General features: G+C 45.2%; 16 protein-coding genes and 1 tRNA gene (1 of these 17 only partly in view). 7 read left to right on the top strand and 10 right to left on the bottom strand.

The features are described 5' to 3' along the window. The first annotated feature begins 37 nt into the window (after positions 1-37). Positions 38-1,135, top strand: a complete 1,098-nt coding sequence (locus tag ACT6NV_RS09310) for a serine hydrolase domain-containing protein (RefSeq protein ID WP_445384198.1) — start codon at positions 38-40, stop codon at positions 1,133-1,135. 205 nt (positions 1,136-1,340) lie between these two features. After that, positions 1,341-2,081, top strand: coding sequence for a phytanoyl-CoA dioxygenase family protein (locus ACT6NV_RS09305; protein ID WP_445384197.1), 741 nt, complete (start codon positions 1,341-1,343; stop codon positions 2,079-2,081). Positions 2,082-2,089: 8 nt separating this feature from the next. Here the strand turns inward: ACT6NV_RS09305 and ACT6NV_RS09300 are convergent, their stop codons facing one another. Beyond that, positions 2,090-3,202 carry a hypothetical protein gene (locus tag ACT6NV_RS09300; RefSeq protein WP_445384196.1) on the bottom strand — a complete coding sequence of 371 codons (1,113 nt, stop codon included), beginning with the start codon at positions 3,200-3,202 and terminating at the stop codon, positions 2,090-2,092. Between the two features lie 725 nt (positions 3,203-3,927). Between ACT6NV_RS09300 and ACT6NV_RS09295 the strand changes: the two genes are divergently transcribed. Further along, positions 3,928-5,295: a hypothetical protein gene (locus ACT6NV_RS09295; RefSeq protein WP_445384195.1), complete on the top strand. Its 1,368-nt coding sequence runs from the start codon at positions 3,928-3,930 to the stop codon at positions 5,293-5,295. Positions 5,296-5,374: 79 nt separating this feature from the next. Here ACT6NV_RS09295 and ACT6NV_RS09290 read toward each other — a convergent pair whose 3' ends face one another. The 8 genes from ACT6NV_RS09290 to ACT6NV_RS09255 form a co-directional block, all read right to left on the bottom strand. Beyond that, entirely contained in the window at positions 5,375-6,691 is a 1,317-nt protein-coding gene (locus ACT6NV_RS09290; protein WP_445384194.1) for an amidohydrolase family protein, read from the bottom strand. Between the two features lie 570 nt (positions 6,692-7,261). Beyond that, a tRNA-Val gene (locus ACT6NV_RS09285) sits at positions 7,262-7,336 on the bottom strand. A 61-nt stretch (positions 7,337-7,397) separates the two neighbouring features. Continuing rightward, positions 7,398-8,609 (bottom strand): bifunctional folylpolyglutamate synthase/dihydrofolate synthase, encoded by a 1,212-nt coding sequence (locus ACT6NV_RS09280; protein ID WP_445384193.1) that lies wholly within the window; start codon positions 8,607-8,609, stop codon positions 7,398-7,400. Beyond that, positions 8,610-9,506: an energy transducer TonB gene (locus tag ACT6NV_RS09275; RefSeq protein ID WP_445384192.1), complete on the bottom strand. Its 897-nt coding sequence runs from the start codon at positions 9,504-9,506 to the stop codon at positions 8,610-8,612. Next, positions 9,506-9,892 carry an ExbD/TolR family protein gene (locus ACT6NV_RS09270; protein WP_445384191.1) on the bottom strand — a complete coding sequence of 129 codons (387 nt, stop codon included), beginning with the start codon at positions 9,890-9,892 and terminating at the stop codon, positions 9,506-9,508. The genes ACT6NV_RS09275 and ACT6NV_RS09270 overlap by 1 nt, the downstream gene beginning before the upstream one ends. A gap of 9 nt (positions 9,893-9,901) precedes the next feature. Beyond that, complete coding sequence (locus tag ACT6NV_RS09265; protein ID WP_445386684.1) at positions 9,902-10,594, bottom strand: MotA/TolQ/ExbB proton channel family protein; 693 nt, start codon at positions 10,592-10,594, stop codon at positions 9,902-9,904. A gap of 49 nt (positions 10,595-10,643) precedes the next feature. Beyond that, complete coding sequence (nhaD, locus tag ACT6NV_RS09260) at positions 10,644-11,981, bottom strand: sodium:proton antiporter NhaD (protein WP_445384190.1); 1,338 nt, start codon at positions 11,979-11,981, stop codon at positions 10,644-10,646. 15 nt (positions 11,982-11,996) lie between these two features. Further along, the gene (locus ACT6NV_RS09255) at positions 11,997-13,223 is read right to left on the bottom strand and encodes a Glu/Leu/Phe/Val dehydrogenase dimerization domain-containing protein (protein ID WP_445386683.1); all 1,227 of its coding nucleotides are present in this window, start codon (positions 13,221-13,223) and stop codon (positions 11,997-11,999) included. 241 nt (positions 13,224-13,464) lie between these two features. On the opposite strand from ACT6NV_RS09255, the gene ACT6NV_RS09250 reads away from it, so the two are divergent. From ACT6NV_RS09250 to ACT6NV_RS09235, 4 genes are all read left to right on the top strand, one after another. Beyond that, positions 13,465-14,607, top strand: a complete 1,143-nt coding sequence (locus ACT6NV_RS09250; protein WP_445384189.1) for an acyl-CoA dehydrogenase family protein — start codon at positions 13,465-13,467, stop codon at positions 14,605-14,607. Between the two features lie 380 nt (positions 14,608-14,987). Then, a complete protein-coding gene (gltB, locus tag ACT6NV_RS09245; RefSeq protein WP_445384188.1) occupies positions 14,988-19,490 on the top strand; it encodes a glutamate synthase large subunit in 4,503 nt (1,500 codons plus the stop codon). 1 nt (position 19,491) lies between these two features. Continuing rightward, positions 19,492-20,958: a glutamate synthase subunit beta gene (locus ACT6NV_RS09240; RefSeq protein WP_445384187.1), complete on the top strand. Its 1,467-nt coding sequence runs from the start codon at positions 19,492-19,494 to the stop codon at positions 20,956-20,958. Between the two features lie 76 nt (positions 20,959-21,034). Continuing rightward, positions 21,035-22,000 (top strand): hypothetical protein, encoded by a 966-nt coding sequence (locus ACT6NV_RS09235; protein WP_445384186.1) that lies wholly within the window; start codon positions 21,035-21,037, stop codon positions 21,998-22,000. 26 nt (positions 22,001-22,026) lie between these two features. Here the strand turns inward: ACT6NV_RS09235 and ACT6NV_RS09230 are convergent, their stop codons facing one another. Continuing rightward, positions 22,027-23,454, bottom strand: partial view of a hypothetical protein gene (locus ACT6NV_RS09230; RefSeq protein ID WP_445384185.1) — the 3' portion only. Its footprint extends 324 nt past the window's final position; the window shows 1,428 of its 1,752 coding nt (coding positions 325-1,752); its start codon lies beyond the right edge, outside the window — the gene reads right to left on this strand; the stop codon is at positions 22,027-22,029.

Below are 23,454 nucleotides of genomic sequence, written 5' to 3'. Positions count from 1 at the left end.
GTATATCCGAATTTTTCTAATTTTAATACTTGTGACAATGGCCTGTAAAAGGCCGAATACTGTTCAGAGCGATACCTCCGCAGCCAAAGTCGAACTGGCAAGGGTACCCGACTCGGTGATTTCGGTTGTTGATTCGGTGGTTAAGAAACTGGCCATTGATAATCAATGCAGAATGGCAGTCAAAGCTGGAAAACCCGGTGAAAACGTGATGTATTACGGTTATGATGGCCGGGCAGGACAGACTTTTGATCGTTTTGATATTCCGTTCGAAATAGGCAGTGTCTCAAAAATGTTTACGGCTACCGCAATCATGCAACTTGTTGAACAGGGAAAAGTAGATCTGGAGACCCCTTTTACACAAATCCTTCCTGCAGATACGCTGTATAACGGATTGGCCTATGTGGAAAAGGATGTGGATTATATCGATTCGATAAAAGTGAAGAACTTGTTGAACCACAGCTCGGGAATGCCCGACTACTTTTTGGGAAGCGATGATGAAGAAATTGAAAATAATGGCGATCGGAACCTCAGATTTACAGTGAATGATCTTATCGCACTTTCCAAAAGCAATTCGAAAGAGCGTTTTAAGCCCGGCAGCAAACACGAATACTGTAATATTAATTATATTTTTCTTGGTCAAATAATTGAAAAGGTTTCCGGCCAGGCCTACACCGATTATGTACAACAACATATTCTCGATAGGCTTGGGATGGAGCACACTTACTTTGGCACCACTAATCCTCCGGAGGAAATGGAAACCGGGCATTATATGACGGTAGCGTCTGAAATGCCTTATACCATGGCCGGGCCGGCTGGGGAGATCATTTCAACCCTTGATGATATGTACATTTTTATCGATAATTTTTACCAGGGTAAGCTTTTTGAATCAAAAGAAACCCTTGACGAAGTTCGAAGCGCCCATTTTCACCAAATGGGCATGGGAATGGAATATGGTCTTGGGGTGATAAATATCAAAAACAATTCCTGGGGGCATGGAGGGCAGACCTTTGGTTTCCAATCTTATGCTGCGGCCACTCCCAGCGGTTATCGCTTTGTAATGTTTATTGACGATGCGGGAGCCCAGTCCGTCTGGATGCCAGCGATCAGTTTTTCGAATCTGTTTAATGGCCTGTAGGCATAAAATACACCTTCTTTATTTTTATCTGTAATATCCAAAAGTACCATGTTTAACAGGATCCGAAGCTACTTGTTGTCTGCTTATTAAGCATTCATTTTGAATAAATGAAAAAGAGGTTTGGCTTACCCAGACCAGATAATCTTCCGTATAGTATTCCTTTTCGTGTCGGAGTTATTCAGTGACGGTTTTGTATCTTTAAATTATGGCCAGACCCATTCAAAACAATCCTGCAGATGTTAGTGATAAGCGAATACAGGAATTCTGGAATCGTGGATACATCATCCTGGAAGGATATTTTGAGGAAAAACTCATGGATGAGTACACCGAAATGATTCTTCAACATTACGGGAAATCTCCGGACTGGAAACACAATAGCGAGTTTTTAAGCAAATCAGCCACCGACGTGATTCCATGGTTTCCCTATCATGAGGGAAATACCCGCTTCAATACAATTAATGACGACAGGTTTTTAAGCGATTTGACCACCGCTATCATTGGGCAGGACTGGTCGGACCTGTACTGCATGTGCATGTTCTCTAAAAAAGGATCCAAAGGACAGGCCTGGCATCAGGATTGTCCACCGGAAAACCCGGAGCTTTTTAATCTCAACCGATTGGTTTATACCCACGATATAACTCCTGAATCAGGAGGGGAATTATGTGTGATGGAAGGAACACACAAAAAGGGATTACTGCCAGCTGGTATACCGGATGAAGACCTGCAAGGACAAATTGAGATTCTTCCTAAAAAAGGGACCGTTGTTCTCCTTCATGGACATTGCTGGCATAAAGTTAAACCGGTAAAGAGCGAATGGAGGGTTTCTACTAACTTCAGGGCAGTTCCGGCCGGAGTACCAAATGACGTTACCGATGTTTGTGTGTACCGGAATATGAGGTACAGATTTTCTACCGAAGAAGTTTTAGAAACGAGATTCTCCACATAGGTACTAACCTATTCGTCATAGCTTTTAAAACCCTCCAGGTGTTTTGCCGCTTCTTCCAAATCCATTATCAGGAAACCAAAACCTTCACCCGGTTCGGTATTGTCTTTTCCTATCTGAAAACTCATGTACTTTCCATCGTCCGAAATAACACCCTGATTTGCCTTATATCCTTTGTATTTTGTGAAAAAAGTCAGTCGCTGCATTTCGCCTGAACCATCCAATTTCAATTTATAAAGATCGAGCAACGGCCATGCTTTTTCCTCGGAGTTCCCATGTTCGACCAGGGTGTGCAGGCCGTCGGGAAATATTCCCTCGGCTTCGTCGTAGCAGCAGGGAGAATTTGTGATCCTTTCATATTCTCCTGTTTCGCTATCGACTATATAAACATCCGTATTGTTTCCCTCATTAATCGTGTAAGCCGTAAAAGTTACTTTTACATCCTCTGGTGGCACAAGACTTTGTGTTTCAAGACTTGAATCTCCCAGCCTGAAGGGCAACTGCTTTGAATCAAAGATCTCCCTTGTATCCGATAGTTTTGGTTTGCCCATTTCGTAAACGATTTCAGCCATGTATAACTTCGCCCTGTTTTTTCCCAACCCAGGGTTCTGGCGATCCCGTATGGTCCAGGCGATTCTCATCTTATTTCTGGAAACAGCGGGTCCTTCAGCACACATGGTGTTCAGCGGTACGGGCGCTGTTTCCCCTCCTTTATCCAGGACATACAGCCAGGTTATATTTCGTGCCCTGTATCTTTCTTCTTCATCAGTAGGATCAAAAGGTTCATCAGGGCCGGATAAAAGGATGTCACCATTAGCCAGGTACATGGCCCTTGTAAAACCGTAATGATCAAAATGCCTGGTTTTAGGCCGTATTATTCCGGTGGCCAACTCCAATTCAAATACCTCACCCATGGGTTTATCCAGAAAAAGAAGAAACCGGCCGTCATGAGACCATTCCGGACGTTCTCCAAAACCACTTACAAGTTTTATGTAGGGTGGCAAATTATCCACAGGACTGGCAGTAATTTTCTCAGAATCCTGTCCAACTGCAGTACATGTTGTTGCCAACAGAATCGAAAAGAGTATCCACGGGTGAAGATTCAAAGTTTTTATCACTGACATAAGATTGTATTTTGGTAGTATTCAAAAAATAAGGATGACTTTTTGGGGAAATTTGCAAAAGTGAGCATTGCAGGCTTCATTGAAATAGTTGTTCCCACAGACTTCTGGCGTTTCCATCGGAGCCTGAGCGGTTTTCATATCATTTTTCGAATGCTCATTTTCTGGTGAGGCTTTGGAGCAATCTACCCACATAAGCCCCGGCATCGCAACTATGAATATTTTTTTGAGCAAGGTTGGTTTTTATTATTTGCGCGTAATGGCCCGGGGTATGACATCGTGGCGATTGGCAGTGGCTGTTTTGCCTTAAAAACAGTCTACAACATAACAACTAGTTATGTGCAACCTAAGCTAGGGTTAATTATTGATTAATTAAAAGTAGGGATTTTCTAATTGAGAAATGGGAGCGATGTGGCTTAGCCGATGTTAGGTGTACATTCTTTAATTTAATTCGTACGTGATTCCGGCGTTTTCATTTTATTCTTAAAAAGAATCCTTTGTTGGAATAATCGGGATCGTTTAATTTTCATTTCTGGTCACATGCCTATCAGAAACCGCTTTTGCTTACCTTTGTTGTTTGCAAAAAATCGACAATCATTTTCTTTGCTTTTGGATGTAAATTATTCACTTCTTTTCAGGCAATAACGGTAAAATGCAATTTAAGCGTTGACGACTTGCATCTAATATAGCCCTTAAGAGTGCTGTCAACTTGAATTAACTCTGATCAAATGAGAATAATACCTCTTTTATTGATTCTGGCATTTTTTTCCTTTCTTCCTCCTGCAATCAGTCAAACATTAATTGATAATAACAGCACTCCCAATAAACTCGGGGTGTTTATAGATGGCTGCGAGCGGTGGGATGGAGGCTGTGATTTAGATTATATCAGGACAGAAATTACTGCCGTAGACTTCTACAGGGATAATCAAAGGGCTGATGTCTTTTTGCTGATTAACTCGAACAGATCTGGTGGAGGGGGAAGACAATATCAACTGATCTTTATTGGGCAACAAAACATTCATGCGGGAAGAACAGACACCCTCTATGTAGATAACAAACAGACTGACACCGACTTTGAAGTCCGGAAAAAACTAACCCGGTTTATCAAATTAGGTTTAGCTCCCTTTGTTGCAAAAACCAAAGCTGGAGAGCAGATCGAAATTAATATGAAGACTGACCCTGGCACTCTGGAAGATACAAAAGAGGAAAGCGTTGATCCCTGGAATTACTGGGTTTTTAATGTGGGGAGCGATGCGAACATTGAATTGGAGGAATTGAGCAGTGAAATCAATATTGGCGGAGACATCAATATTAACCGTATAACGGATAAGTGGAAAATATCCCTGTCCGGGAGAATAGATGAAAGGCTGAGAAGAACAATTCAAAAAGTACCAAGAGTTGATGAGAATGGCAATCCGGTTCTTGATGGGGACGGGAACCAGATCATCGATGAGGTTGTGAGTAATTTTGATGTATCAGAATTTGGATTTAGTCATCAGCTTGTGAAGTCTATTTCCCCCCAATGGTCTTATGGATATGATATTGCAGGGCGTCAGAACACCCGACTTAATTATCAGTTTCAGACAAGCTTCAGACCAGCTGTAGAGTACAATTTTTTTCCGGAATCAGTGCAGAATTCCAGATTTCTAAGAGTGAATTATGGGGTTGAAGTCAGAAATAATCGATATGTCGAAGAAACGATTTACGGTGTTCTTAAAGAAACCAGGGTCCTCCATAGTTTGAGAGCAAGCCTGGGACTAAATAAACGTTGGGGAAACCTGGAGGTGGGGTATCGTCTGAGAAATTACCTGGATGATTTTAGCTTTTGGTCCACAGGTTTGAATATCAGAGCAGAAGTCCGTATCACCGGAAATTTTTCTTTTTATGTTAGGGCAGAAGGCAACTACGTAAAGGACCAGATTTACCTGGCATCCGGAGACTTCACCGAACAGGATATTCTGAGCGGGAGATTTACCTTACCCTCGGCTTATAATATCGATACCAGATTTGGATTTAATTATCGGTTTGGTTCTAATCTCAATAACTTCGTGAACCGAAGATTTTTTGGAAGGGCCAATTTTGTTGGGAATGATTGATAAACCCTAGAGCAGGAAAATTTCCAAAACCCTGGCCGGCGATGGGCTATAGGCGTTGTTGTGCAACGTTCTGAAAGACCTAGTCTAATTTAATTCCATTCTTTACTCTCAAAACAATATCTCTTATGTTATTCATATCCTCTAATGGGTTATCTTTTAAAACTAAAAAGGTTGCCTCGTAACCATTTTCTAATTCTCCGATTTTTCTATTTGGAAAGATTAGTCTGGGAGTTGATATTAATAAATTCAATAATTCCAAATTACTGAAAGCATTAATCTGTTTTAAGTCATTAATCTCTTCACTTAGAGTAGTAAAGCCCTGGTCAGCTCCGAGAGCAATCGTGATATTGGCTTCTTTAAATCGTATTAGCTGTTTTCTTAAGAATTCATTCTTCTTTTTAAGTAATGAGGTATCTAAACTCATATTAGTACCATCCCATTTATAAGCATAGTATTTTGCAAAAGAAACTGTAGGAGTAAGAACAATTTTATTCTTACCAGCTTTTTCAAGTAGTGAATCAGGAATCACTAATTCATCTAAATTTGCGTCTCCTATTCCACCTCCATAACCCGGCATATGTGCAAAATACTTTATGTTATGTTTAAGGGCTATTTCGAAGTCTGAAACCGTCTCAATGTGAGCAATTAAACTGATATTATCCTCTCGTGCTAATTCTGCTATCTTAGTCAAAACATCTTCTGACAGCCCATAAGTACCAATATTTTTAGTCTCAATATTTTTATCTCTATCGACAATATTTGAAAGATAGAGCTTTAGAAAGTCGGGGTTCTTGGATATTATTTTCCCCCAATTTTCACTAATATCAGAAACGGAATCAATCAAATAATAGGCATCATCCTTTTTTAATTTACTGGACAATATTTCGTCTTTTTTAGTTGGATCTAACATAGCGCGCCAAGAATAGTTGAGCGCTTGGCTTTCATATAAACTATGTGGATGACCTCCAGTACTGGTAATTCCTCCATGAGCGAATTTAGCATCAATCCTTCCTTTAGTATTTAAAGAGTCCTTTATTTTTAAAAAATTAGAATAGTGGTTTGTAAGAACTTGCACATAAAAAGTTCCTTCATCGATGTATGCCTTGTATATGCTATCAAATTTTGCAACATCGTCAAAATTATGAGTATGAGCATCTCCAAATGCAGGTATTATATACTTGTTTTTAAGGTCAACTATAGTATCGTAATTGGCTGCGGAACTAAAATTTAACTCACCATTATTAACAACAAAGCTCTTTTTTTCAAAACTAGCACCATTGAATACGTACCCATTGGAGTATTTAATAGTTTTTGATTTTGTACTGGAATCACAGCCAGCAAATAACATCACAATAATGAAGAGCGACAGGAGTATTAAGTCTTTGAAGTGAATCATATATCTTGTTGAATATTGTACAACGGCCCCGGCTATGCAAGGTCGCTCGGGCGGGTGTTTAGCCTTAAAACGGCTCACGGCATAACAACTAGTTATGTTCAACATAAGCTAGGGTTAATTATTGATTAAATAAAAGTAGGAATTTTCTTTTTGGGAAATTGAACAAACAAACCATGCAGGTTTTGGGATTTGGAATTCAGCTGGATTACTCCCCCGATAGTTATCGGGGTCGTGATCCAGACCGGGAAACCACGACTGCAAATTGGTCCGAACGTCCAAAACAGGTCCGGTGGACCTATATTAGCGAGGAGCCAGCTGGAGCGCTAAAGCCTTGCAGCCCTTATGGGTATCATTTAAATTTCCTTCAGTTATTATTTTGGAATTGGGTGCTTGGAATTTGGCTGGATTACAGCTTTGCTGTGATCCAGACCGGGAAACCACGACTGCAAATACTAAATCCTAAGCGCTTGCAGCGCTTTGCTTTTTTGTTCTCTTCCGAAATCGGAGCGAGCTCCATTTCGTCTGAAAACAAAAAATCCGCACCATATGGTGCGGATTTAGTGCTTGATGTGGGCCCTACTGGATTCGAACCAGTGACCCCCTGCTTGTAAGGCAGGTGCTCTGAACCAACTGAGCTAAGAGCCCTTAAAGAGGTGTGCAAATATAGAATAGTTTTTAAAGTCCCAAAAGAAAAATCTGCAAAAAATCAAAGCACCTCAGCAACGGTAAAATTACTGCCTCCCACGAAAATCAGGTCTTCCGGAGATGCCGCCTGCAGGGCTGCCCGCAAGGCTTCCGGGATACTGCCAAAGGTCTTCCCCTTTACCCCATAATGCAGGGCTGAGGCAGCCAGCAGATCCGCATCCAGGCCCCTTGGGATATCCGGTCGGGCAAAATAGTAAGACGCGGTCTTAGGAAATAGCGGCCAAATTCCATCCAGGGATTTTTCCTTTACAAAGCCGAGTACAAAATGTAGTTCCCGGTAGGTTTGCCTGCCCAACTGCTGCAGCACCAATTCCAGTCCTTCCCGGTTATGGGCAGTGTCGCACAAAACCCTTGGGTGTTCCCTTAATATTTGCCAGCGCCCCAGCAGCCCGGTATTTTCAGCTACTTTCAGGAGTCCTTTGGCAATGTTCTCCTGGCTGACTGTAAACCCGCGCAGTAGCTTCAAAGCAGTAAGGACTCCCTTTATATTTCGTTGCTGGTAATCTCCTAAAAGGTCGGTAGCATATTGCGGGTGGTCCTGCTGATCGGCAAAGTAAATCGGGGCATGCATCCCTTCAGCCTTCTTCCGGAATACTCCCGCTATTTCTGGCTGTGTTTCACTGATCACTACAGGGGTTTGTTCTTTGATGATCCCGGCCTTTTCAGCTGCAATTTGGGACAGCTCATTTCCCAGGATTTCCGTGTGGTCATAACCGATATTGGTGATCAGGCTTACCTCCGGCCGAATGATATTGGTAGAGTCCAGGCGTCCGCCCAGGCCTACCTCAATTATGGCTATATCCACCTTTTTCCTCCTGAAATATTCGAAGGCCATCCCAACAGTCATTTCAAAGAAGGACAATTTATGTTGTTCCAGGAATCTCCGGTGCCTGCCAATAAAGCCGATCACAAACTGCTTGGAAACCGGTATGCCATTTATTCGGATGCGCTCCCGGAAATCCTTGAGGTGGGGAGAAGTATACAACCCTACCCTGTAACCTGCCTCCTGCAGGACAGAGGCCTGCATATGGCTGCTGGAGCCCTTGCCGTTGGTCCCGGTTACGTGTATACTCTTAAAATGGTGGTGGGGATGGTTCAGCCGTTCATCCAGGGCTTTAATATTGTCCAGTTTGGCATTGTAGGCCACGGCCCCCTTCTGCTGATACATGGGAAGTTGGGCAAACATCCAGTCCAGGGTCTGCCGGTAGGTCATCTATTCGCCGAGTTTGAAATTGACCACCACAAAACCAACCTGCTGGTCCGGGGCTTTGGAATCCGGATTCCATCGGTGCAGGAAAGCTGTCTTTTTAGCTGGTTCCAGTAAACAGGGGTCATTATTGGTGGTTCCCCTCACCCCCGGGCTGGCACTGATCACTTTTCCATTGCGGTCTACTACGATGCGGACCACTACCCTGCCCTCCTGATTGCATTCCTGCTGCACCTTACCTTTGCTTGCAAGGTTGCGGCCGCTGAGGCCATAGCCCCCGGTTCCGCTCCCGCTACCGGGGCTGCCGTAATATGTGGTTGCATAGGGATCCCCTCCGGGGTCGCCTTTGTCTCCAACACGGGTGTCATCGCCTTCGCTTCCCTCTGCTGAGCCATCTGAATTGTTCAGGCCACCCATCAGGGCATCCAGCTTTTGTTTCTTGGCCTCCTGCTCCTGCCGGGCACGTTCCTCTGCCTCCCTTTTTTCGCGGGCAATGCGGTCGGCTTCTGCCTTTGCTTTACGGGCTGCTTCGGCAGCCTTACGCTCGGCCTCCTGTTGCTGGCGGATTTTAATGCTTTCTTCAGTTTCCTGGGTAAGTACTTTTTCCGCAGGTGCCTCTGTTTCAACTTCCTCTGTAAGTTCTTCAGGAATGGCCTCGGGGCTTGTTTCAGCTGCTTCCTCAATTGGTTCTTCTACTTCCTGTGGTTGGGAGCGCACGGGTTCCCTGGGCTGCTGTTCCCCCATCCCGAATTCCATTGTGCCGAAATTGACAGTGATTCCGTTTTCAATGGGCGGATCCATGTAAGTTAGCCCGATGTAAAAAAGCAAAAGGATGAGTACACTCAACAGCAAAGTGGTAAGTGTAAAGGATTTTTTCTTGTGTCTCGTATCTAAAAATGACATCAATTCGGGCGCACTGCAAGAATCACTTTGTAACTGTTCCGGTTGGCGATGTCCATTACATTTACGGCTTCCTTGATCGCAACGCTTTCTTCAGCCCGTAAAATAATAGTAGGGTTCTCCTGACCCTCCAGTGCTTTTTTTAGTTCAATTTCAATATAGTCTCCGTTAATCTGCTGATTGTCCACAAAGTATTCAAGGTTCCGGTTGATGGTAACCGAAACATTCTGCGTATTTGTGGATTTCCCCCTAGCCTTGGGCAATAAAAGGTCCAGGGCGTTCGGGGAGTTTGCAGTCAGCATAAAAAAGATCAGCAAGAGGAATACAATGTCGGTCATGGACGACATGCTGAATTCCGGACTAATCTTATTCCTTCCTTTTAATTTCATGCTACAGGTTTATGCCGGTTCGCTTAATAAGTCGAGGAATTCCGTCGCATTGGCCTCCATCTTGTGAATTACCTTGTCGGTTCGGTTTACCAGGTGGTTATATCCCATATAGGCAATTATCCCCACAACCAATCCGGCCACTGTGGTGGTCATGGCGGTGTAGATCCCTGAAGCCAGGGCACCCATTTCGGCCTGCCCCCCGCTGGTCGCCATTTGATGGAAAGCCAGGATCATCCCGATTACGGTTCCCAGAAAGCCAATCATAGGCGCGGCCCCTGCTACTGTAGCCAGGACATTTACATTCTTTTCCAGTTTGTAAACCTCCAGGGTGCCCGCGTTTTCAATAGCGGTATTGATATCATCCAAAGGTTTCCCGATCCTGGAGATCCCCTTTTCGGTCAGGCGGGCTACCGGGCTGTCCGTCTGGGCACAGAGAATCTTAGCCGATTCCAGTTTGCCGCTCATTACGTGGTCCCGGATCTGGTTCATAAAGTTTTTATCGATTTTAGAGGCAGCTTTTATGGCCAAAAGCCTTTCAAAATAAATGTAAAGCGCCACGGCCAGCATCACGAAGAGCACCGAAATAATCACGATACTCCCGGTACCTCCGTTAAAAATCAGATCAATTACAGACAGGGTTTTTTCTTCTGAGGCGATTTCCCCGAGTTGGGTCTGATCCGCCGCATCCTGCAACAATATCATCATGTGTTGTTCTTAAAGTTGCCCTAATAACGGGAATTTGCAATTTAAATTATGCGTGAAGCACAAAATCGCGCAATAAAACAAAAACCAGTGCTCCGGCAAGGAATCCGGCTGCTGCCAACCAGGCTATTTTACGAAGGTACCAGAAGAAATCGATCTTCTCCATCCCCATTGCTACCACCCCGGCGGCAGAACCAATGATGAGCATACTGCCACCTGTTCCTGCAGAGTAGGCAATAAAATGCCATAACGGACTGTCCATGCCTTCGGAGAACATCCCCATAGAGGCTGCTACAAGGGGCACGTTATCGATTACGGCAGAACCAACTCCCAATAAAAGAACCACTATATCCGTATTCGGGATAGCCGCGTTCATACTTTCCGCGTAATGGAAAAGATATCCCAGCGATTCCAGGGCGGCCACTGCCAGCAGGATTCCCAGGAAGAATAAAATACTGGGCAGCTCTATTTTGGATAATGACGAATGCACCGGGCTGTGCGAGGAATGCTCCGCACTTTCTTTATTGTCCACAGAAGAAATACTGAATTTTGCATTACTGTAGATTTCTGCAAAGGTTGCCACAATTGCCAGGGACAACATCATGCCTACATAGGGCGGCAAGTGGGTGATCGTCTTAAAAAAGGGTACAAATACAATGGATCCCAGGCCGAGATATAACATGGTAGGGCCAAACTTTGAAGTTTTTTCTGTGTCCGCCTCCAGGTCTTCGTCAATCTGACCCTGGAATATACGTTTTCTGCTTGCAATAAAGGTTGGTACTACTGTACACATAATGGAAGGCAGCAATACATGCAGGATCAGCTGGGAAGCCGAAACCTTATTGGCAATCCACAACATAGTGGTCGTTACATCCCCTATGGGAGACCAGGCTCCCCCCGCATTGGCGTTTATGATGATCAGGCCTGCAAACCACAAACGGGTCTCCCGGTCTTTAATAACCTTTTGAAGGATGGTAACCAGTACAATGGTTGCCGTAAGGTTGTCAATAATTGCCGAAAGGATAAAGGCCAGGATAGAGAATAACCACAGGAGCTTTCTTTTACTCCGGGTGCGGATATATCCCTTTATGGTTGCAAATCCATTGAAATAATCGATTATTTCTACAATCGTCATCGCCCCCAGCAGGAATACCAGGATTTCTGCGGTTTTCCCCAAATGATGCAGGAGCATCTCATCCAGGTGGGAAGGCTCTAACTCCTTTAATTCCGCATTGACTTCAAAAACAGGCAAATGCGCCAGGGCGATGATCGCCCACAAAATGGCCATCATGGCCAGGGCCGGAATCAGTTTGTCAATTTTAAGGTTGTGTTCGAGGGTAATCGCGAGATACCCGACAAGAAAAACGATAATTACAATGGTTTCCATACAGGTCGGTTTATATTAAACGAGTTGTTTCAGTGCTATTTCAAAAGCCGTTCGACTCAGGTTCTTTTTTGATGGATTTGCCTTAAAGATATTCAAAATTGCCTTTCTAATGGTATTTGAAGTATCATTAAAAATGGCATCGTCGTCCATTGCCACCCTTCCTTCCATAAAAAAAGCAAAGACCCTGGCCATTCCACAATTCGATACAAAATCGGGAATCAGGCTTAGCCGCTGATCTGTAAATTCCATAATGGGCCCAAAAAAGATCTCCTTATCTGCAAAGGGAACATTGGCCCCGCAGGAGATCACTTCCAAGCCTGTTTCGATAAGGGTCTGAATCTGCTTTTGGTCAATGAGACGGGAAGCCGCGCAGGGCGCAAATATTTCGGCCTGCAGGCTCCATATCCTGGAATTGATCTCTTCAAAAGAGAGCATATCATCCGCGATCAGGGCATTGCCTTTCTTTTTCCGGAAAAAAGTTTTGATTTCCTCAAAACTAAAACCCTCTTCGTTTATTACGCCACCGTGCCGGTCTATGATTCCTACTACTTTAGCGCCCATTTTAGACAGGTAAAAGGCCGCCGCAGAACCTACATTTCCGAAGCCCTGCACTATGGCCCGTTTGCCAACCACACTGCTGCTGTGAATGTCGTAGTAATGCCTTACGGCCTCAGCTACGCCAAAACCGGTAATCATATCGGCAACGGTGTATTTCCGGCTCAGGTCCGGAGAATAGGCTTCGCTTTCCAGTACCTTGATAACCCCCATCCGCAATTGCCCGATACGGTTGATTTTGTCTGCTTCTGTGGGCCTGAAATGCCCGTTAAACACCCCTTCCTGAGGGTGCCATACTCCCGCATCTTCAGTGATTGGGATCACCTCGTGAATTTCATCCACATTTAGGTCTCCACCCGTGCCGTAATAGGATTTCAGCAAAGGGGAAACCGCCCGGTACCATCGCTCGAGAACCCCCTTTTTGCGGGGGTCTTCCGGATTAAAATTAATTCCGGATTTTGCCCCGCCTATTGGCGGGCCGGAAACGGTAAATTTGACTTCCATGGTTTTGGCCAGGGAAAGCACCTCATTCATATCCAGGCCTTCCCGCATTCGGGTACCGCCTCCGGCAGCCCCGCCCCTGAGAGAATTGATAACCGTCCACCCTTCTGCTTCGGTTTCCGGGTCTCGCCAATGAAAAACGATTTCGGGAGGTTTATTTTCATAGCGCTCCAACAACTCCTTCATTACCATAAAAGTCTGTTTTTAGGGGATTAAATTTTTATTGATCATAAAAAGCAGTCTCCCATCTTGCCTGAGACAGACAAATATAAAAATAAAGGGATGGATTTAAAGAAATTCTGCAGGGTCTCTCCTGAAATGGTTTCTATCTGCTATTTACATATTCTCAATAATCCTTAGGGTCTATTGCCATCCTTGTAAACAGGTTGTATATTTGCATCCCTTTATTGAGATAATTGCAATACCTATGGATTTTAGTTTGACAGAAGAACAGCAAATGGTGCAGCAGGCTGCACGGGATTTTGCCCAAAATGAATTGTTGCCAGGAGTTATCGAAAGAGATGAGAAACAAGAATTCCCGGCTGAACAAATTCGCAAAATGGGAGAACTCGGATTTATGGGGATGATGGTTGCCCCGGAGTACGGGGGAAGTGGTCTGGATACCCTGTCTTATGTGCTGGTAATGGAAGAATTATCCAAAATTGACGCCTCTGCTTCTGTTGTAGTATCCGTGAATAATTCTCTGGTCTGCTGGGGCCTTGAAACTTTTGGCACCGAGGAGCAGAAAGAAAAATATCTCAAAAGGCTGGCCAGTGGTGAAGTAATTGGTGCATTTTGCCTTTCCGAACCTGAGGCCGGGAGTGATGCCACCTCTCAGAAAACCACTGCAGAAGACAAGGGCGATCACTATCTTCTCAATGGAACAAAAAACTGGATTACCAACGGGAATTCTGCTGATGTCTACCTAGTAATGGCACAGACCTATCCGGAAAAAGGCCATAAAGGGATCAATGCACTGATCGTTGAAAAAGGAATGCCGGGCTTTGAAATTGGACCTAAAGAACAAAAAATGGGAATCCGCGGAAGCGACACCCATTCCCTGATGTTTACAGACGTAAAGGTACCCAAGGAAAACCGTATAGGAACGGATGGTTTTGGTTTTAAATTTGCCATGAAAACTCTGGCGGGCGGCCGGATAGGAATTGCCGCTCAGGCGCTTGGGATTGCTGCAGGGGCCTATGAACTGGCCCTGAAATATTCCAGGGAGCGAAAGGCTTTCGGAACTGAAATAGCAAATCACCAGGCAATAGCCTTTAAACTTGCAGACATGTACACGCAGATTGAAGCTGCCCGCATGCTTGTTTATAAAGCCGCTCAGGATAAAGATAATGGGGCCAATTACGACCTTTCCGGGGCGGTTGCCAAACTCTATGCCTCCCAGGTAGCCATGGATACAGCAGTTGAAGCCGTTCAGGTTCACGGCGGCAATGGGTATGTAAAGGAATACCATGTAGAGCGCATGATGCGGGATGCCAAGATCACGCAGATATACGAGGGTACCTCCGAGATACAGAAAATTGTAATATCCAGGAGCATATTGCATGATTAACTTCTGAGAACAAAGTACTAACCCCCTGAATATTTTTTTTTCAGGGGGTTTTTTTATGCTTTTTCTTACCACTTGTAACTTTTCCAGGGGTTGAATGATCTATTATCAGCACCTCCGTACCCACACCCCCCTAAAAGCTGATTGTAAGTGCATTTCCCATCAACCAATTTTTAAATCATCAAAATGAACCATCATTATTTTTAAAATTCATTATTATTTAACGTTTTATTGTTTTTGTTACATTATTTATTGCAAATAATGATATATGCTGCATTTATGATATGTATTATACTATTTTTGAGAGATTATTTTAATGGCAAAAGAGCCACCTGATTGATCCGGATTACCGGGTTTAAAATCATGGAGAAAAGAAAGGCTATATGAAAAAACAAGGATTATACTTACCTGAATTTGAACACGACAACTGCGGTGCGGGATTTATTTGCAGCCTGGAAGGCAAAAAGTCAAACGATATTATCCACAAGGCACTGGAGATCCTGGAGAAACTGGAACACAGGGGTGCTGTTAGTTCGGATGGTAAGACCGGCGATGGAGCAGGTATCCTGATCGATATCCCGCATGAATTTTTCACAGAGGTATGTTCCTTTTCCCTGCCCGAAGCCGGGCAGTATGCCGTAGGCAATGTCTTTCTGCCGAAAAGGGAGAATCAGCGGAAGTATTGTATGGAATTATTCGAAAAGAACCTGAAAGAACAGGAACTCAATATACTGGGATGGCGGGATGCCCCTGTTAACCGGCAGGTGCCCGGGCGAATCGCTTCTGAAACCGAGCCCTTCGTAAAGCAGATTTTCGTAGGGAAATCCATCCCCGAGCAGTCCGATTTTGATTTTCAACTGAAACTCTTTATTGCACGAAAATCCACCGAGCACACTATAATTAATTCCAGGTTATCCGAAAGTCCCTTTTTCTACCTGCCCAGTCTTTCCACCAAAATCATTATTTACAAGGGCCTGCTGATGCCCCTTGATATAAAAAGGTACTATAAGGACCTGATGGATCCCAGGGTGGTTACCCGCCTTGCACTGGTTCACCAGCGCTTCTCCACCAATACCTTTCCTACCTGGGACCTGGCCCAACCTTTCAGGTATATGTGCCATAACGGGGAGATCAACACCCTCAGGGGAAATGTTTCCAGGATGAAATCCAGGGAAGAGCTTCTTAAAAGTGACTGGTTTGTGGAGGACATCAAAAAAATCCTGCCGGTGATATTACCTGGCAAATCGGATTCTGCAACCATGGATATGGTAGTGGAACTTTTACTGATGAGCGGCCGCTCCCTTCCGGAAGTGATGATGATACTGGTTCCTGAAGCCTGGGAAAAAAATGAAGAGATGTCTGAAACCAAACGGGCTTTCTATGAATTTCATTCCTGTATGATGGAACCCTGGGATGGCCCGGCTTCCATCCCATTTACCGATGGGAATTACATTGGCGCCATTCTGGACCGGAACGGTTTAAGGCCCTCGCGGTATTCCGTAACCAAAGATGGTTATGTAATCATGTCTTCTGAAACAGGGGTTTTAGACCTGAAGCCGGAAAACATTGCGCAACACGGAAGGCTGGAGCCGGGTAAAATGTTCCTGGTCAATATGGAAGAAGGTCGTATTGTGAACGATGAGGAAATCAAAGAGCGGATCGCCTCTAAATATCCGTACAGGAAGTGGCTGGATAACAACCTGGTCCATCTGAGGGACATTCCCTATAATGATTGTCCTCTTTTCCTAGGGGAGGCTCCGCTGGACAAGCGCAAAGCCGCCTATGGATATACCCTGGAGGATATTAATACCATTATCCTTCCCATGGGGCAGGTGGCTAAAGAACCCATCGGATCAATGGGTTCGGATACGCCTATAGCCGTATTATCGGAGCGGCCCCAATTGATCTACAATTATTTCAAGCAATTATTCGCCCAGGTCACCAATCCTCCATTGGATGGTATCCGGGAAGAATTAATTACAGATATCAGCCTTACCCTGGGCAGCGACCGCAACCTTTTTGAATTTACAGAACTGCACTGCCGCAAGCTAAAAATCCAGAATCCGGTTATCTCCAAAGAAGATCTGGATAAGATAAAAAATTACGATGCGAGCCCGGATTATAAAGTAGTTACCCTGCCTATTCTTTACGAAGTAGCCCTGGGGCACAATGGTTTGGAAAACGCTTTGGAGGACTTGTTAAAAAGAACATCCGATGCTGCGGACCAGGGGGCCAATATCATTATCCTTTCGGACCGTAACATCAATAAGCAATGGGCCCCTATCCCGGCACTTCTGGCTTGTTCGTTTATAAATAGCGGCCTGCAGAAGCTCCGTAAGCGATCCCAGCTGAGTATTATAGTTGAGTCTGCAGAGCCCCGGGAAGTCCATCATTTTGCACTGCTATTCGGGTTTGGTGCCAGCGCTATCAACCCGTATCTGGTCAATGAAATTATTGCGGAACAGGTTGAGGCTCATGACATAGAGGATTTTACCTTTGAACAGGCCATCAACAACTACAACAAAGCTGTTGGAAAGGGTATTTTAAAGGTGATGAACAAGATCGGGATCTCCACCCTGAATTCTTACCGGGGTTCTCAGTTGTTTGAATGTATTGGCCTGAACACCCAATTAGTGAATAAATATTTCCCGGGCACCCCCACAAGAATACAGGGTATCGGCCTGTATGAACTGGAAAAGGAAATTGCCCTGCGCCACCAGAAAGCCTTCAATAAAGAGGATATTGCAGCTACTCTGGATTTGGAAATCGGGGGGGAATACCGCTGGAGGAGAGATGGCGAAAAACATATGTTCAACCCACTGAGCATTGCAAAACTGCAAAAAGCTGTACGGAACAACGAACCAGCCACTTATAAGGAATATTCCCAGCTGGTAAACGAGCAATCCAAAAGCCTGATGACCCTGCGAGGCCTCTTTGATTTTTCCAATTTTGACCCCATTCCTCTGGAAGAAGTGGAACCCTGGACAGAAATTGTGAAGCGATTCAAAACCGGGGCTATGTCTTATGGGTCCATCAGCAAGGAAGCTCACGAAAACCTCGCCATCGCAATGAATAGAATAGGCGGGAAAAGCAACTCGGGAGAGGGAGGTGAAGACGCCGAACGCTTCTATAAAAACCTGAGTGGAGACTGGAAAAACAGCGCAATCAAACAGGTTGCTTCGGGCCGCTTCGGGGTTACTTCCAACTACCTGAGCAATGCACAGGAAATCCAGATTAAAATGGCTCAGGGAGCTAAGCCTGGTGAAGGCGGGCAGTTGCCTGGTCCAAAAGTCAACCCGGCCATTGCCAAAACCAGGAATTCCACCCCTTATGTGGGGCTTATTTCGCCGCCTCCACACCATGATATTTACTCCATTGAAGATCTGTCCCAATTGATTTATGATTTAAAATCGGCCAACCGCGAAGCCCGGATCAATGTGAAACTGGTATCAGAGGTTGGAGTGGGAACTGTTGCTGCAGGGGTGGCAAAAGCCAAGGCAGATGTCATCCTCATTTCAGGACATGATGGGGGTACAGGAGCTTCTCCCCTGACTTCCCTGAAACACGCCGGACTCCCATGGGAACTGGGTATTTCAGAAGCACAGCAAACCCTGGTTATGAATGATTTGCGCAATCGGGTAGTCCTGGAATGCGACGGACAGTTAAAAACAGGAAGGGATGTGGCGGTTGCCTGCTTGTTGGGTGCAGAAGAATTTGGCTTTGCAACAGCACCGCTGGTGGCGTCTGGCTGTATCATGATGCGGGTATGTCATCTCAATACCTGCCCGGTAGGTATTGCTACTCAGAATCCCGAATTGCGCAAGAAATTTGAAGGTAAACCGGAGCACGTGGTGAATTACATGTATTTTATCGCACAGGAGCTGCGGGAAATCATGGCAAGCCTTGGTTTCAGGACAGTTGATGAAATGGTCGGGCAGGTTCATAAACTGGACCGCAATAAGGCCATTGACCATTACAAAACCAGGGGGCTTGACCTCTCACCTATCCTGCATCAGGTTTCCGTTCCCCCGGGAACCAAATTCCACAATACCGAAAAACAGGAGCACGCCATCTCAAAATCCATTGAGTTTGAAATTCTGGAAAAGGCCCATCCGGCATTATTCAGAAAGGAGAAAATAAGCCTGGATTTCCCCATTCACAACACAGACCGTGCTGTTGGTGCCATCATCAGTAATGAGATCTCCAAAATTTATGGAGCAGAAGGACTGCCTGATAATACGCTTCGCCTGAATTTCACAGGCTCTGCCGGACAGAGTTTCGGGGCCTTTGCAACCAAAGGCCTGTGTATGGTAGTTAATGGGAATACCAATGATTACCTGGGCAAAGGGCTGTCCGGGGCAAGACTGGTCGTGAAAATACCGGATGGATCTACCCTGGTACCGGAAGAAAATATTATAACCGGTAATGTCTCGCTCTACGGAGCAACCTCAGGGGAAGCCTACATCAATGGCAAAGCCGGTGAAAGGTTTTGTGTCCGGAATTCCGGTGCCAAAGCTGTTGTAGAGGGGATAGGAGACCACGGTTGCGAATACATGACCGGAGGGGTTGCTGTCATCCTGGGGGAAGTAGGCAGAAACTTTGGAGCCGGGATGAGTGGTGGCATTGCCTATGTGCTGGATACCCACAATACCTTTAAAAAGCGATGCAACCAAACCGAATTGAATTTGCTGCGGGTGGAAGAAGACGGTGATATTGCAGAATTGCGGTCGCTTATTGAAAATCATTACAATGCAACTTTTAGCCCGCTGGCACAAAAGCTGCTGGAAAATTGGGAAAAGTACCTTCCAAAATTTATCAAAGTGTTCCCGGAAGAATACCGGCAGGCTTTGATCCGTCTTGAAAATGAACAGAAAGAAATCGTATAAAATGGGAAAGATTACAGGATTTTTAGAGTATGAAAGAAAAGATGAAGCCTATCTCCCTGTAGAAGAGCGCATCCGGAATTATAAGGAATTTACGAAGCCACTCCCGGAAAAAACGTTGAAGGAGCAGGGGGCCCGCTGTATGGATTGTGGTATTCCTTTTTGCCATAGCGGTTGTCCGCTGGGAAACCTGATCCCCGATTTTAACGATGCCGTGTACCAGGGGAAGTGGGAAAAGGCCACCAAAATCCTGCATGCAACAAACAACTTCCCGGAATTTACGGGCAGGCTTTGCCCTGCTCCCTGTGAAGAGGCCTGTGTGCTGGGAATTAATGAAGATCCGGTAACCATAGAGAATATTGAAAAGCAAATTGCCGAGACCGCTTTTAAGGAGGGATGGATTAAGGCCCTCCCACCCGCAAAGCGCAGTGGTAAAAATATTGCCATTGTCGGTTCCGGACCCGCTGGCCTGGCAGCCGCCCAGCAACTGAACCGTGCCGGACACCACGTTACCGTTTTTGAGCGCGATGAAAAACCAGGAGGGCTATTGCGATTTGGCATCCCTGACTTTAAAATGGAAAAACACATCATAGACAGGAGACTGGCCATACTGGAAGAGGAAGGCATTCAATTTAAGTGCGGAGTGAATATTGGACACGACTTAAAAGCCGGAGAACTCAGGGAGCAATTTGATGCTGTTTTGCTTTGCGGAGGGGCGACCCTGCGCAGGTCCCTCCCCATCCCCGGTTCAGATTTAAAAGGAGTAGTGCAGGCAATGGACTTCCTGTCACAAAACAACCGGAGGGTTGCAGGCATTAAAGATCTGGGCGAGGAAATTCTTGCAAAGGACAAGCAGGTTATAGTAATAGGAGGAGGAGATACCGGATCGGATTGTATCGGGACTTCCTTCAGGCATGGTGCAAAATCGGTAGTTAATTTCGAAATCCTGGGCAAACCGCCGGTTGGCAGACCGGAAGACCAGCCATGGCCCTTCTGGCCCATGCGCCTCAGGACGAGTTCTTCCCATAAAGAAGGGGCCGAACGCCACTTCAGTATTTCCACCAAATCTTTTAACGGCGATGGTAATGGGAACCTCATAAGTCTTACAACTGTTGAAGTAGAGTGGGAACAAAGCCCGGGAAAACGTCCTGTCCTTAAAGAAATAACCGGAACTGAAAAGGAATGGCCCTGTGACCTGGCCTTGCTTGCGCTTGGCTTTACCGGTTCGGAAACGACTATTGCGGATCAGCTCGGATTGGAACAGGACCCCAGGACAAATATAAAGGCATCTGCTACAGACTTTAAGACCAACGTACCCGGGGTTTTTGCCGCAGGGGACCAGCGAAGGGGACAGTCCCTGATTGTCTGGGCCATCTCCGAGGGGCGGCAGGCCGCCCACTACGTGGATGAATACCTTATGGGGCATTCCAGCCTTCCGCTTAAAGGGGAAGGGGATTTGCCTCGTGTCTGACTTAAGGAGTGGGATGTTTTGGGAATGTCTGTTGGTTTTTATATATTCTAAAGTGAATTCAAAAATCAATTGACAAATGAACTACACAATCTCTTCAAGGTTTTTCACATGCTTCATAAGCGCCGTTTTGCTGTTGTCTGCTTGCAAATCGGACCCCAAAGAAAAAAAAGAGGAGGAAACCATCACTGAGGCAGAAACTCCAAAAGTGGTGCAGGTAGTGACAAAATCCATGGAGTTCAATGTCCCTGATACCATCCCTTCCGGCTGGAACACCTTCGTATACAAAAATCTGTCCACAGAACCCCATTTCATTTTGCTGGACAAATATCCCGAAGGAGTTAATATTGAGAATGCCAAAACGGAAGTAGTCCCTGCATTTGATAAAGGCATGGAGTTGATAATGGAAGGAAAAAATGATGAGGCCATGGAAGCTTTCGGGACCCTGCCTGCCTGGTTTTCAGAAATCGTTTTCTCAGGGGGAACCGGCCTGATATCGCCCAATAAAACGGCAGTAACAACCGTCAAACTAGAGCCGGGTTATTATATAATGGAATGCTATGTACGCATGCCTGACGGAAGTTTCCACAGTTCTATGGGCATGGTGAAAGAACTAATTGTTACCCCCGATGATAGTGGAATGGCTCCTCCGGAGGCAGATCTCCAAATTGATCTTGGCAGCGAAAGCGGGATCAGCTGGACCGGTAAACCAGAGGCTGGCAAAAATATTATCAGGGTAAATTATACCGATCAAATAGTGCATGAAAATTTTGTGGGCCATGACCTGAATCTGGTTGCCATGGCTCCGGATGCAGACCTGCAGGCCCTGGAAGCCTGGATCAATTGGGCTACCCCTGAGGGGCTTATGAGTGCAACCCTGCCCGAGGGCTTTACTTTTTTGGGCGGAACCAACGACTCCCCTGCCGGGAGCAGTCAATATTTTGAGGTGGAGTTGGAACCGGGGCAATATGTATTGATCTCAGAAGTTCCAAATGCTACTTCCAAAGGGATGCTGCAAACCTTTCAGGTTGGAGACGAACAGTAAATTTATATTGGTTTTGCTGGATATTTTTATTGAACCAACCGGTCCATAAGACTGACATATTCCGGGTATTCCTTAATCGGGTTGACCAGAGAAGTACTTTTTACCCAAAGGATCCACTGATCGTGGATCAAATAGGCTTCTTCTATTTTTTCCAGGGCTTCATCATACCTTTTGAGGGCACATAGCACAATAGCTATCTGGGAAGGGGAAACGTACTTTCTTTCAGAAGTTTCAAGCATATGATTCAGAACTTCCAGCGCTTTATCTTCCTGCCCGACCTTTGTATATACGTACCCTGCTATAAAATTAGTTTCCAGGCCAAAATTCCGCCGCAACAGGGTTTGATACGCTTTATCGTATTCTTTTTTTTCAACCAGAAGCACAGCCTTAATCCAGAGCAATTCCTTATGATCCGGGCTAAGGCGCAGTTTTTCCTCGATTACCTTTTCAGCCCGGTCCAAATCCCGTTGGAAAATATAATTCAACGCCAGATAAATATCGTTAAACACATTTAAGGGATCCAAAATTCCAGCTTTCTTTTGCAATTCCTCGGCTCGGCTGAAATCGCCCAATATTTCCAGGGCAAAGGAATACCAGTGATACGTCTTGTCAAAATTCGGGCTTTCTTCAAGAGATTTTTTAAAGTATGGGATAGCCTTTTTAAATTCAAAGTTCAGACTGTGGACAATACCCAAAATTCCGCTTACTTCCCCCGATCCCGGATCCAATTTAGCTGCCTTCAGGGCATACTCTTTTGCTTTTAAGGCACCTTCCGTTGCCGAAAGATATCCGCGATTCACATCAAATATATAAGCCTCTGCCATGCCAATATAAGGATCCACATATTCGGGATCCAATTCAATAGCTGCCTGGAAATATTTGACAATATCCCCGAGTTTTTGCCCGGTGTGATCCCGCATGGCGCTCTTTCCAAGGGCGTAAAGCTTAAATGCTTCCGGATTGGCTGATTGCTTCTTCTTTTTGGCATTTCTTTCCGATTGATCTGCCACTATCCCGATGGATTCCTTGAGATGGACTCCTATTTGAGAGGAAATCTCTGCTATATGCCCCAGATCACCTACAATAGAAGCGTAATTCAGTATTTCATCTTCTTTCGTATCTATGACCTCCACCTTTACATCGACCTTTTGGTTGGTGATGGCATAATTCCCAATTAGGACGATATCCGCATTTAGTTCCTTTGAAATCTGACCGATGGACTTCTCGGAATCCCTGAATTGAAATGCTGACCGCGAAGAAATTACGGACACCCGGGAGAAACTAAATAGCGTGCTGATCACATCCTCTGCAAGTGCTTCTCTTAAATATTCATACTCTGCATTGTCTGACCGGTCTTCAAAAGGCAACACCGCTATACGGAATTCTGATTTCCCCGCCAGCACCTTATCGTTTCGCCATTTTGATCCGGCCCAGAAACTGCCTGCCATGAGTAT

It is taken from the genome of Robiginitalea insularis (genome assembly GCF_052497835.1).
This window is presented reverse-complemented; position numbering and strand designations above follow the sequence as displayed.

Bases quoted from the DNA above. Each gene is read 5' to 3' on its own strand.
- ACT6NV_RS09240 (WP_445384187.1), top strand. From the start codon at position 19,492: ATGGGAAAGATTACAGGATTTTTAGAGTATGAAAGAAAAGATGAAGCC.
- nhaD (WP_445384190.1), bottom strand. From the start codon at position 11,981: ATGGAAACCATTGTAATTATCGTTTTTCTTGTCGGGTATCTCGCGATT.
- ACT6NV_RS09300 (WP_445384196.1), bottom strand. From the start codon at position 3,202: ATGTCAGTGATAAAAACTTTGAATCTTCACCCGTGGATACTCTTTTCG.
- ACT6NV_RS09270 (WP_445384191.1), bottom strand. From the start codon at position 9,892: ATGAAATTAAAAGGAAGGAATAAGATTAGTCCGGAATTCAGCATGTCG.
- ACT6NV_RS09310 (WP_445384198.1), top strand. From the start codon at position 38: ATGGCCTGTAAAAGGCCGAATACTGTTCAGAGCGATACCTCCGCAGCC.
- gltB (WP_445384188.1), top strand. From the start codon at position 14,988: ATGAAAAAACAAGGATTATACTTACCTGAATTTGAACACGACAACTGC.
- ACT6NV_RS09280 (WP_445384193.1), bottom strand. From the start codon at position 8,609: ATGACCTACCGGCAGACCCTGGACTGGATGTTTGCCCAACTTCCCATG.
- ACT6NV_RS09250 (WP_445384189.1), top strand. From the start codon at position 13,465: ATGGATTTTAGTTTGACAGAAGAACAGCAAATGGTGCAGCAGGCTGCA.
- ACT6NV_RS09275 (WP_445384192.1), bottom strand. From the start codon at position 9,506: ATGTCATTTTTAGATACGAGACACAAGAAAAAATCCTTTACACTTACC.
- ACT6NV_RS09235 (WP_445384186.1), top strand. From the start codon at position 21,035: ATGAACTACACAATCTCTTCAAGGTTTTTCACATGCTTCATAAGCGCC.
- ACT6NV_RS09255 (WP_445386683.1), bottom strand. From the start codon at position 13,223: ATGAAGGAGTTGTTGGAGCGCTATGAAAATAAACCTCCCGAAATCGTT.
- ACT6NV_RS09295 (WP_445384195.1), top strand. From the start codon at position 3,928: ATGAGAATAATACCTCTTTTATTGATTCTGGCATTTTTTTCCTTTCTT.
- ACT6NV_RS09305 (WP_445384197.1), top strand. From the start codon at position 1,341: ATGGCCAGACCCATTCAAAACAATCCTGCAGATGTTAGTGATAAGCGA.
- ACT6NV_RS09290 (WP_445384194.1), bottom strand. From the start codon at position 6,691: ATGATTCACTTCAAAGACTTAATACTCCTGTCGCTCTTCATTATTGTG.
- ACT6NV_RS09265 (WP_445386684.1), bottom strand. From the start codon at position 10,594: ATGATATTGTTGCAGGATGCGGCGGATCAGACCCAACTCGGGGAAATC.